Consider the following 12762-nt stretch of genomic DNA (forward strand, 5'->3'; position numbering starts at 1 on the left):
TGTTATATATTTAATACAATCTGTTAATACAACGGGTATTAATGTAAATCTATGTATCATTACCAATCTATTATGATTCTGTGTAATGATTTTCGCTTATTTGCTCGAATAAATTACTGCTGACGCGGAGTCCAAAACATGTCATATAGCTCATTGCCTTTTACCTCTAAACTGTTTCAGCTCACTTCTTTGACTTGTGCTTTAGCATTGGCAGGCTGCGGTGGCGGCGGTGACGGTGATACCGTAGATTCTGTTGCACCGGCGCCTGATTTGGGTGTCACGCAACCTGGTACTGGTGGTAATGGTAATACTGGTGGTGGCGAACAAGTGCCAGACGTCGAGCCAGACTTCTTTATCCAAAAACTGAGCACAGCGCCTACTATTATTGAGTTGTCTGATGAGCAAGCAGCCTTTAGCGTTACGGTTAAAGCTGTTGAGAAAGTATCTGGTGGAGCGATGGTTGGTAAAGCCGTGACTCTAAAAGTAGTGGATTCTGAAAATAACGGTATCACTATCGAAGGTCAAAGCACCCAAACCACGGACAATGATGGCAATGCAGTATATGCATTAAAGCTCAATCCGCAAGCAGTTGCTGATAAAGATGACCTGATAAAAAATGGTTTTACGTTAGTAGCGACTGCTAAGAAAGCAGATGGCACTGCGGTTGCACCGCAAGAGCTAAAAGTTTCAGTCAGCAAAAAAGGTAGTGGTGACGGTACCCAAGTTATCGAAAGTGAGCTTGATATCAGTACTTCGTTAACTACGAGTTCGGTCTCCAATAACGTTTTAAACGTATATGGTGATACGGCAACCCTTAGTGTTATTGCCAAAAATAGTAAAGGTGCTCGCGTCAAAGATGTAGCGGTTGGCTTAGGTATTGCCAACGTCAAAGGAATTGCTATCGTTGGCGGTAGCACTAAAGTTACTGATGATAACGGTCTAGCGACATTTACAATTCAAGTTGATGATAAATTATCAGTCGCTGACCGTACAGCGCTAGTGGGTAAAGCCATTGCTTATGCTATAAATATTGCAGAAGAAAGTGGCGCTACTAAAGAAACTAAAGGTGAATTCAAAGCAGCGCTTCCTGTCTCTGATTATGCTTTAACAGTGACTGGTAGCTCTAGTCGTCTTAGTGCTTATGGCGACAGTCAAACTATTGCTATTACTGCTACTGCTAAAAATTCTAAAGTACCGACAGCTATCAGTGGGTCGACAGCTACCATCAAAATTAATAATGAACTGACTGGAGTGAGCCTAAGCTCTAACAAAGTGACTTTTAATGCTCAAGGGCAAGCCAATGTGACCTTGAACGTTGATGCGACTGTGAGTGAGGCTGACCGCAAAACTCTTATCAAAGACGGTATTAGCTATACGGTTGTCTTAACTGAGCCTAATCGTTCATCAACCTCAAAAACATCTTCTAGCATAGTTTATCTACCTACTGCAGAATATAAAATCAACTTTAATGAAAGCAACAAGAAAGAACTATCAAGCTTAGGTGGTAGTGCTGTTATTAGCTTCCGTGTTAATAATAGTCGCGGCGGTATCATTGCAGGTCAGAAAGTTACAGCAAGCTTGCCCAAGGACTTAGCTAATGCTGGTCTATTAACGCTACAGAATAACTCTGAGCAAATAACAGATAGTAAAGGTGAAGTTAGCTACACAGTAAGAGTGCCTAACAATTTGACAGAAGATCAGAAACTACAGTTAGAAAAAGCGACAGCATTTGCTTTAACAGCAAGCATCATAGAATCTTCAGGAGTACCGAGCTCTGTCAGTAGCGAAAAGATTCGTATTGGCTCAGACATAGGTCAGAGCGATATCCAATTATCAGCACAAAGCTTACCTACGACGGTTAGCGCGCTAGCAGAACAGTTCAAACTGCAAGTTTCTGGTAAACGTAAGAACGGTAGTGCAGCAGTGAGTCGTACAGTCAAATTAGTGTTAGATCAAAGTACAAGTACTGGAATTACTATTATCGGTAATGAGCTTATTACTGATAGTAGTGGAATAGCAGAATTTAGTATTGGCATCAGCAAAAGCTTAACGCCAACGCAACGTGAAAATTTGATAAAGTCGGGAATTGGTTATACAGCGGTAATAACGGACGAGGATGGCACTCAGTCTAGGTTGCCAGGAAATATCAAAGTTGAGCAGCCAGTAACCAGCATTCAGTTTGCTTCTATTGCGACACCATCTATCAGTGAGCTAGGTGGTAACGGTAATATCAGTGTTAAGCTGACGACTAAAGGTAGCAACGTTAAGCCGGTTTCAGATAAAGAAATTACTATTCAATTGGGGGCAAAGGCACTTAGTTATGGAGTCACTGTCACACAGTCGGCGATGACGGACTTCAATGGTGATGCCTTATTTGCGGTTAATATACCAAGTGATCTAACAGCCGCTGAACGTACCGACCTTAAAAATACTGGTATTAATTATCAATTGTCTTATGTTGAAAACGGTATTGTCTATAGCTCTGCAGCCACAAAAGTCACTATTATCACTCCAGTGGTCACTCTAAATATTCTGAATGCTACCAATAATATTAACAGCCAAGCAGGCTATATCCTCAATAACGTTGGTAGTAATGCTAGCATACAAGCCCAGTTGAATGACCAGTCTTCTGGTGAGCAAATTGCAAGTCAGCCTGTTAAATTGACCTTTTCTAATAAACAACTGGCCAGTTTGTTGACCGTGAATGGTCAAATTGGATCATCAACTATTACTGCAAGTACAACTGCTACTGGCCTTGTTAGTTTTAATGTGGTGGTACCAGCCAACTTGACAGATGCGCAAAAAGAGACGCTTGGAAAGCAAGTATTAACAGCTACTTTGACAGAAACACTGACTGGAAAACAACAGCAAGTTAAAATCAAAGTCCAGTCGATGACATCGGCCATTTCTCTATTAGCTAACCCAGTAGATGCTTTAAACCTAAATGGTGGTCAAACACAGATTGAAGTAGTAGCAAAAGACAGTAAAGGTAATATTATCACTGGACAAAACATCTTCCTTTCATTACCAGCTTCTATCGCTAGCAAAGGAGTTACCTTAATATCTGGTAGTCAAACCACTGATAACTCAGGTAAAGCAGTATTCACTATCGCTGTGGCAAACAACTTAACTGAATCACAAAAATCTGCTATCGGCAGTAGCATTAGTATTGCTTTATCTGCTGCTGACGTTAACGGTAATATTGTTACTCAAGCAGCCAATGTCACAACTGTGACACCAGATGTAAACGGTACTAAAGAGAATTTAACAATAGGTGCGAATAAAGTCGTTAATACCAAAGGTGATACTTTCAAAGTATTTGTTCGTTTAGAGAATGAAGATGGCGCTGTTGCCAATCGTGAAGTAAGTTTAAATGTTGATGATCCTTTAAGAACAGGCGTTAGTGTCTCTAATGGGACTGCGAATACTAACAGTGATGGTGTGGCGACATTCAACCTGACACTTGAAAGTGGTGCTAATGTTAATCAAGCAATTTTAGCAGATGGCATTCGTTTAACGGCGACCACAACGACTGCTGAAAATGTCAAGTTGGAGCAAAACTACATCGTTGCAGTCGATACGGCTACGATTGATAGTTATCAGCTAATAGCATCTTCGGATAAACCTACCTTAAACACTGGTGGCGATCAAACTAATGCCAATTTCCGTGTGACCGACAGTAAAGGTGGTATCTTAGCAGGGGTGCCTGTACAGCTGAATATCGAAGCTTTAGAAGCAAGTGGAGCGGCTTTAACTACACCAAGCATGGTAACTACTGATGCTAATGGTCAGATCGATATTGGCGTCATCTTAGCAGCCAATTCTATCAATTCACGTCTAAATCATAGCGTAGTAATCAATGCAAAAATCGTCACGCCACAATATGATGCAGATGGCAAAGTCAGCATGCAAGTACGTGAAGAGAAATCATTAAGCCTATCAGCTATCGGTACAGAAATTACTATTACAGCTACAGACGCTAATCTAAAAGATGGCGCATCTACTACTATCACGACCACATTAGTAGATGGTGCGGGACGTGCTATTGCCAATGCTGATATGGAGTTAGTCGACGCGAACGGTGATATTATCCATTCTAGTGCGACTGCTACTAGTAATGTAGATGGTAAAGCAGTATTTAATATTAACGAAGCTGATTTGAATTTTGATAATAACGGTAACTTACGTATTTTTGCCAGAGCCACTGGTGAGCGTGCACTAGTTGCACAGCGTAGTACCAGCAGTCTTGATTTGGTTAAAGTATCACAAGCAGGTATTAGTTTTATTAATATTGAAGATGTCTATGATGTCAATGCGGCACAAAATGTTAATGTACAAATCCGTACTGACTCTCCAGCCCAAGCGACTGCGCTTATTGGTAAGGTTGTAGAGGTACAAACAACGATTGGTACGTTTGCTAACAATAATGTGATTGTTACTCAAGCAATCACTGCAGGCAATATTCAAGGCAATATTATTACTGTCCCTGTGGTGCTAACGTCTACGCTTGCTGGTACAACGGTATTACAGGCAACTGTGCTAGGCGAAATGACTAACGGCGCGCTTAAATATCAAACCACAGTTGATACCCGTTTTAGAGCCACTACACCTGCGAAGATGCTGTTTCAAGCAGTGAAATCAGTCATCACACCCGGCAGTAGCACAGAAGTTGTTGCCACGGTTAAAGACAAAAATGATGTGCCAGTAGAAGGGCAAACGGTTGTATTCAGTCGTGCTGCAGATTCATCAGCTGGCCGCTTATCTGCTGCTACCGCAGTGACAAACAGCAAAGGCGAGGCGCGTGTGGTATATCAAGCCAATGCCAGCTCACCTATCGGTGGCGTGATTATTAATGCTCGCTTATTAAACGACAATGCCAGCATTGGCACCAAAACAACTAATATTACGGTATCGAAAGAAGCGGTTTATACAACCTTAGCGTTTAGTAATGTCTTATCTACTGATAATATTTATTACACGGTTCGCGGTTCAATATCTGTTATGGATGGCTCAGGGCGCGCGGTACCAAATAAAGAAGTATCGATCAAGTCTTATGCTATTGAATATGCTCAAGGTAAAGTTTGTTTGCTTGATAGCAATGTGACTTATCAAGCGGCCAATACTACAGACACCGATGGTAATGTGAATACACCTGAACCTATAACTTTTGCAGAATTAGTTCCTGTACTGCAGAAGACGGATTGGATTATTAGTGAAGACAGTCCTGAATATAACTATACTTTAGATAGTGATGAAGATGTGAATAGCAACAATAGTCTTGATGCTATCAATCCCGTAGCAATTATTGGTGGCACACTATCTGATGACGGTTATTCATTCGTGACTGATGAAGAAGGTCGTGCAGACTTTGAGATTCGCTATCCAATTCGTTATTCAAGCTGGGTAAAAGTGCGTTTTGAGGCTTCTACTTTCTTGAATGGCAGTGAAAATACTCAAAGTATTAACTATTCTCTACCATATTTGGCAAGTGACTTGAGAGTAGAGGATCCAAACTTATTCTCTCCTTGGATTGGTGATACCAGTCCGTTTGGTGATGCTGGTGTGGTGTGTGTAAACAGTTTGAGTATCAATATTAATGCTGAGAAAAACACATCTAAAGTGGTGTTATCTCCTTATCAAACCAGTTACTCTGTGTCTATTAACGGCGTAAGTCCAACGACAACAGCACAAGGCTATAACAGTTTTATTGTAGACTTCAATCAAGCATTTGATTTGGGTTCTACAATAGGTGTTAATAGTAACGGTTCAGGATTTTCTAGAAATATTACAATCGAATAAACCACACTTTAGTAGGTAGTCTGCTCAATCACATACTACTATCAAGCAAAAACCCCCTAACCACGCGTTGGGGGTTTTTGTATTTATAACCTCAATAACGAAATACAACCAACTCAATCAGCAAAGTTAGGTAAAAGCGATTAGAATAGTCGGTTTCCTATGCTAATGACCGTATTGAAAGTCAGTAGCAAGTTTAATTTTTTGATTGGGCGCACTATGTCAGACACTGTAACGATTACTTCAGCAAAAAACTCATCTCATAAACTATCTAATAACCTGTCTAACAAGACGACAATCGATACTGCCACGCTATTGATTAAATGCCGTGATCAAGCCGGTATCGTGCAAGCGGTATCTGAGTTTATCCATCGTTATGGCGCTAATATCATCACTCTCGATCAGTATTCAACTGCTCATGAGGGTGGTCAATATTTTATGCGTTTAGAGTTTGCTTTAGCAGGATTGAGCGAGATTATTGAGAATTTTGAAGCCAGTTTTGCGCATACGGTAGCCAAGCGCCATAATATGGCTTGGCGTTTACATGATAATGCGATTAAGACGAAAGTTGGTATTTTAGTATCAAAGTTTGATCATGCATTGTTGGATTTGTTATGGCGGCATCAGCGAGGTTTACTTGACTGCGAGATTACCTCTGTTGTTAGTAATCACGAAGACTTGCGCCAATCGGTAGAGAACTTCGGTATTACTTTCCATCATGTGCCAGTAATCAAAGACAATAAATCAGAGGCAGAAGAGCAAATTCATGAGTTGATGGAAGGCAATGATTTGCTAGTGTTGGCGCGTTATATGCAGATATTGTCGTCTGACTTTGTCAAACGTTGGCCGATGCAAGTCATTAATATTCACCATTCATTTTTGCCCGCATTTGTGGGAGCTGACCCTTATCGTCAGGCTTATGATAAAGGCGTCAAGCTCATTGGCGCGACCGCGCATTACGTCACCGCTGAGCTTGATCAAGGCCCTATCATTGAGCAAGATGTACACCGAGTCACTCACCGTCAAGGTGTGACGGAGCTGCGCGCTATTGGTCGTGATATCGAGCGTAATGTCTTGGCACGCGCCGTGAACTGGCATGTACAAAACCGCGTGATTGTAGCGGGTAATAAAACCGTGGTTTTTAATTAGCCTTTAATTAAAGCGATTTCAAATTGAGAAGTGCTGGTTAACAGAAGGTTAAAAAAAGCCGTGGGTATTATTTATTAATACTCACGGCTTTTTTCTGGACCTATTGGGGTTGCAGCGCTGATTTTATATCAGCATCTCTAACACAAACTTGCTGCCCACAAAGCCGATGGCTAATAGGATAAAAGCATAGATAGTCATATTGGCGGCACGTTTGCCCCGCCATCCAGCACGCCAGTTACCGACCAGTAGCGCCCCAAACAATAACCAAGACAGCAGGCTAAACACGGTCTTATGCACAATATGCTGCGCCATCAAATCCTCTACATAGATAAAGCCAATGCCCAATGCGATACTTAGTAGGACAAAACCAACCAATAGCATATCGAATAATAGACTCTCCATACTTTGTAGTGACGGTAGTTTATTCACCCAAAAACGATGAATAGAGTGGTGCTTGAGTTCGCGTATTTGTAGGCGTAAAAATAGCGCTTGCACCGCTGCCATCAGCAGCACACAATAGGCGGCAAGTGACAGTAATATATGAGCTTCAAGCCCAATACTGATATTTGTAATGGGTTGATAAGGCGCACGGCCAATATAGCCAATTGTCAACCCTACCAATGCTGTTGGCGCTGCCAGTATGCCCAGACTAACAATGGGGCGATATAAACAAAATAAAAAATAGAAGAACAAAAAGAACAAGCTGATTAGGCTAATGATATTAAAAAGATTGAAATTTAGCCCGTAAAGCGTCACAACATAAGGATAAAGTAGCGCCGCATGCGCGAGCATGCCGACCATCAATAATCCCAAACTGATGCCTTTATGGATAGGCTTATCCCGAGTCAGCGCCCAACTAAGGTAAGCGCTGACTAAGATATAGGCTAGGCTAGCAAGTAAGAATGCAAAGTGCACAGATATAATGCCTCATCTCATACTGAGCGTAAAATAGCCGCTCAATTTAATGCTAAAGTGGTATTATCGGAATGATTAGAATAATCGTCCAATTTATCATAAAATGGGTGCCAATTGAGCACCAACTTGCTTATTCCTTATAAATGCTTGGCCAAGTTTGTTTGAATGAGCGCTCATATGCCTAGCTTATAAAGCGATTGTCTATAAGTTATAAAGCGCCGCGCCAAGCTTTGGTAATGCTGTATTTGCAAAATCATTATAATTTTGGCGTCGTCTTGGTGCTATAGTGTTGATAATAGACTGTTTTTTATCATTGTTTTTATGAAGATACGATTAAATACTTTACAGTATTCCCTAATAATATTTATCCGCCATTTAAGCTGAAGCCAGTTTCAGCTAAGTATTGTTTTAAGTAAGCATTATTTTAAGTAAATATTGTTTTCACCAAGAATTATTTTAACTGAGAGTTATTTATGTTTGATACCTTAACAGAACGCTTATCGTCGAGCCTGCGCAATATTGTCGGTACTGGGCAGTTGACCGAAGACAACATCAAAGATACCCTGCGTGAAGTGCGTATGGCGCTACTAGAAGCCGACGTCGCGCTACCCGTCACCCGTGACTTTGTAAAGCGCGTCAAAGAACAAGCGCTTGGTGCAGAAGTACTCAAAGAGTTAGCGCCAGGGCAAGCCTTTGTCAAAATCGTCCATGACGAGCTGACCGAAATGATGGGCAGCGCCAATCAGCAGCTTGAGATGACGGGTAAGCCACCAGTTGTTTATTTACTGGCTGGTTTGCAAGGGGCAGGTAAAACCACGACGGCTGGTAAATTGGCGAAGTTTTTACAAGAGCGCCATAAGAAAAAGGTGATGCTAGTATCAGCTGACGTCTATCGTCCAGCGGCGATTGCTCAGCTTGAGCAAGTGGCAGGTCAAGTGAATGCCAAGTTTGTTAATTCAAGTAGCGATGAAAACCCGATTGATATTGCCTTACGTGCTATCGAAGAAGCAAAGATTCAGTACCAAGATATTTTGATTATTGATACCGCTGGTCGTCTGGCTATCGATGAGACTATGATGGCTGAGATTAAGGCATTAACTGCAGCGGTCAATCCTTCTGAAACCTTGTTCGTCGTCGATGCGATGACGGGTCAAGATGCGGCAAACACTGCTAAAGCCTTTAATGATGCGCTGCCATTAACAGGTGTCATCTTAACCAAAACTGATGGTGATGCGCGCGGCGGTGCGGCACTTTCTGTACGTGCCATTACTGGCAAACCGATTAAGTTTTTAGGTCGCGGTGAAAAATTAGACGCGTTAGAGCTGTTCCATCCTGAACGTATCGCTCAACGTATACTTGGTATGGGTGACGTACTGAGTTTGGTCGAAGAAGTTGAACAAAAAATCGACCGTGATAAAGCCGAAAAAATGGCGAAAAAGATGCAAAAGGGCGGCGATTTCGACCTTGAGGATCTATTGACTCAGTTTCAACAAATGAAAAGCATGGGCGGCATGGCAGGCTTCTTAGATAAGATGCCAGGTATGGGCGGCTCGGATATGCAAAAAGCAGTCGAAGATGCTAAGCCAGAAGAAAAAGTACGTGAGATGGAAGCGTTGATTAATTCGATGACGCCATTTGAGCGCAAAAATCCCGATAAAATTAACCCAAGCCGTAAGCGCCGTATTGCCGCAGGTTCTGGACGTGAGATTCAAGACGTCAATCGTTTGCTCAAACAACATAAGCAAATGGCAAAAATGATGAAAATGATCTCTAAGCCTGAAGGCATCAGTAAAATGATGAAATCGATGCAAGGGTTGATGGGTGGTGGCGGTGCTGGTGGCGGCGGTGGCGGTCCTTTATTTGGTGGCGGCGGTCAGCAAGGCGGCGTCAAGGATGTGAATCCACAACAAATGGCTAAGCAGATGGGTCTAGATCCAAACAACATGCCAAGCACCGAAGAGATGCAAAAACAAATGGCGGAGATGCAAAATCAAGCGCCAAAAAAGTTTAAAACCCGTTTTTAATTGATAGATGCTTAGATTGCTATAGTATTCAATTCTTAATGAAAACCCCAAGGTGTAAGTCGCTTTGGGGTTTTTTATGTCTGTCATGTTTCCATAAATATTGATGGATTAAGTATGAAAATTTAGAAATTAATAAAATTTGCCTATCCTAAATGCTATGATAGGCGCTGTTTTATAATGCTAAGTGAATAGGCCGAGGTTATGATGTTTTTAGCAATGGATACCGTGTTTGATCAGTGTTCGATCGCGATTTTAGATGCCAGTGGTCAAGTGCTATCGAGTCATACGGAGACGGGTAAACGCCAGCAAACCCAGCAAATTCTGCCAATGATTGACGCCGCTTTGTCCGAGGCTAAGCTCAACCTTGCTGATTTACAAGCCTTGATATTTAACCGTGGTCCTGGTGCCTTTAGTGGCATACGGATTAATACGGCAGTAGTACAAGCATTGTCTGTCGCCCATGATATTCCTTGTGTAGGAGTCTCAAGCCTACAAGCGATTGCGCAAGCGGCGTATCAAAAATATGGTGTGACCGAAGTGTATAGCGCCCTTGATGCGCGTATGCAGCAAGTTTATTTTGGGCAATATGTGCTAATAGATAACCTTATGCAGGCGGCTAATCAGGAAAATGGCGAAGATACCGAGCAGTTGCTCGATTATGACAGCCGGACAGTGCTTAATATTCCCATTGCTGGCAATGGTGCGCCGTTATTAACATTACATGACGGTCAGATCATTCAGGCAGATATTCACCCTGACGCTACTGTGATAGGGCAGCTTGGTATTGCTCAATTTATGGCGACAGGCGGCACAGAAGCTTCGCAAGCTTTACCAAAGTATCTGCGCAACCAAGCGTGGAAAACGCTCAAAGAGCAAGGTAAGGCGTAACCATCATATTAATGCCAGCTATTATCAGCGCTATATAAAATATAAAAATACTCTAAAACGCTATTAGCCAATAGATCCATATTTAGGAAAGCCATCGTGGATATCATTTTATTAATTCAAGCTGTTATCATGGGTATCGTTGAAGGTATCACTGAATTTTTACCCATCTCTAGCACTGGCTACTTGATTTTATCAGCGGATTTGATGGGCTTTTGGACCAAAGAAAAAGTCGATTTATTTGTGGTAGTGGTGCAGCTTGGCGCTATCTTAGCGGTCATTTATGATTACTGGGACAGACTATGGCAAGCGCTTATGGGTCTGCTGACAGGCAAAGCTGAAGGCATGAGTAATCCACGCCAGCTAGGACTTAGCTTGATTGTGGCGACTATTCCAGTGATGATCGTTGGCTTCACCTTCGCTGATGAGATTAAATCATATTTATTTAATCCCATCGTCGTGGCCATTATGCTGATTATCGGTGGTTTATTGATATTCTATGTAGAAAATCGCCCTAAAACGATTATTGCGCAAGAAGCAGAAGACGTCAGTCTAAAAACCGCGTTGATGATTGGTCTGCTGCAATGTCTGGCATTGATACCGGGAACATCACGCTCAGGCGCGACAATTATCGGCGCGCTATGGCTCGGCGTCTCACGTAAAGCTTCCGCTGAATTTTCTTTCTTTTTGGGTATTCCAGTCATCGTGGGCGCGGCATTATTGGATTTGCTAAAGCATCATGACGTATTAACCAATAGCGAGGATTGGCTGGTATTAGGTATAGGTACGGTGGTGTCATTTATCGTCGCCTTACTCTGTATCCGTTTGCTAGTAGAATGGGTCAGTCGTCGTGATTTTAAAATCTTTGCGTGGTTACGCATTATTACTGGCATCATTGTATTAATAGCGGCTTGGGGTTTTGGTTATCAAATGGCAGGCTAGAGCCGATTGTGGGATGAGTCTATAAGCCGCGAATAGGAAAGTAGAGATGACCGCTTCACGCCAAGGGTTCAAAGAGAGTAGTAACATTATGCACTGCCAACTATACTATGTCAGCGAGTCGCAGCATAGTCAGGTTGCAGATATACAAGCGTTGATCATTGCACATCAGCTGCCCATTATTTTACACCTTGAGCTGTTTACCGATAAGCTTAGTCAAAAACGGCGTCAGCAGTTAAGCCAGACAGCTACCCAACTTATTTTGTTGTTGGATGAAAAAAACAAGCTATCATGGCTGAGCGATGGGTTAAGCGTTGCACCAGAATGGGATAAGCTGCAACGCCGTGTGGTGAGTGCGGGGCGTAAGTCTGAGTTATTATTACAAGCAGTCAAAATCACATCTGACAGTCATGTTATCGATGCCACAGCAGGCTTTGGTCATGACAGTTTGATATTAGCCAGTACGGGTGCACAGGTCATTATGCTCGAGCAGCAGCCCTTAATGGCATTGTTATTGTTAGTAGAGCAGCAGCGTATGAGTGGGCTAGCAAATTGGCAAAAGCTGATGAGCCGTCTGCATATTATCAATACCGATGCGCTTGGCTATTTTGCAACTCTAGCAGCAGATGCGATAAATGACACTAAAGAAATCGATAAGAAATTAATCGATGTGGTGTATCTGGACCCTATGTTTCCGGAAGACAGTTACCAAGATAGCAAAACGGGTAAAGGCGCTAAAGTGGGCAAGCACATGCAAGCCTTACACCAATTGGCTAGCCCCCCAACGCTAGAACAAGAAGAACAGTTGCTACAAAGTGCGCAAGCAGTCGTCCGTCAAAAGGGACAAAAAACAAACACACAGGGGCGCGTGGTCGTTAAGCGTCCGCAATTTGCGCCGTTACTTGCGCATCAACAACCAAGTGAGAGCTGGCATAACGAAGCCGTACGCTTTGATGGTTATTTTGTTTAATAGCCGTTTCTCATCATAATAAATGCGCCTAGCGATTGAACTTATCTGTTGAACTAAGTTATTTAACTAAGTTATTTAACTAAG

The 12762-nt window shown here is 42.3% G+C and carries 7 protein-coding genes; 6 read left to right on the top strand and 1 reads right to left on the bottom strand.

Annotated elements, in window-relative coordinates; genetic code table 11:
• Positions 1-138 precede the first annotated feature (138 nt).
• Together JMX95_RS09470 and purU are read left to right on the top strand one after the other, a co-directional pair.
• Positions 139-5799, top strand: coding sequence for a beta strand repeat-containing protein (locus JMX95_RS09470; RefSeq protein WP_201560669.1), 5661 nt, complete (start codon positions 139-141; stop codon positions 5797-5799).
• 216 nt (positions 5800-6015) lie between these two features.
• Positions 6016-6945, top strand: a complete 930-nt coding sequence (gene purU, locus JMX95_RS09475; protein WP_227676026.1) for a formyltetrahydrofolate deformylase — start codon at positions 6016-6018, stop codon at positions 6943-6945.
• 123 nt (positions 6946-7068) lie between these two features.
• Here the strand turns inward: purU and JMX95_RS09480 are convergent, their stop codons facing one another.
• Positions 7069-7860, bottom strand: a complete 792-nt coding sequence (locus tag JMX95_RS09480; RefSeq protein ID WP_055124689.1) for an inner membrane protein YpjD — start codon at positions 7858-7860, stop codon at positions 7069-7071.
• A 473-nt stretch (positions 7861-8333) separates the two neighbouring features.
• Between JMX95_RS09480 and ffh the strand changes: the two genes are divergently transcribed.
• The 4 genes from ffh to JMX95_RS09500 all read left to right on the top strand — a co-directional run bounded on the left by ffh (position 8334) and on the right by JMX95_RS09500 (position 12678).
• A complete protein-coding gene (ffh, locus tag JMX95_RS09485) occupies positions 8334-9884 on the top strand; it encodes a signal recognition particle protein (RefSeq protein ID WP_201560670.1) in 1551 nt (516 codons plus the stop codon).
• A 204-nt stretch (positions 9885-10088) separates the two neighbouring features.
• Positions 10089-10772 (top strand): tRNA (adenosine(37)-N6)-threonylcarbamoyltransferase complex dimerization subunit type 1 TsaB, encoded by a 684-nt coding sequence (gene tsaB / locus JMX95_RS09490; protein ID WP_201560682.1) that lies wholly within the window; start codon positions 10089-10091, stop codon positions 10770-10772.
• 96 nt (positions 10773-10868) lie between these two features.
• The gene (locus JMX95_RS09495) at positions 10869-11711 is read left to right on the top strand and encodes an undecaprenyl-diphosphate phosphatase (RefSeq protein ID WP_109589588.1); all 843 of its coding nucleotides are present in this window, start codon (positions 10869-10871) and stop codon (positions 11709-11711) included.
• A 46-nt stretch (positions 11712-11757) separates the two neighbouring features.
• A complete protein-coding gene (locus JMX95_RS09500; protein ID WP_227676027.1) occupies positions 11758-12678 on the top strand; it encodes a class I SAM-dependent methyltransferase in 921 nt (306 codons plus the stop codon).
• Positions 12679-12762: the final 84 nt, after the last annotated feature.

Origin of the sequence: Psychrobacter sp. NC44, from assembly GCF_904846655.1 — a bacterium.
GTDB lineage: Bacteria > Pseudomonadota > Gammaproteobacteria > Pseudomonadales > Moraxellaceae > Psychrobacter.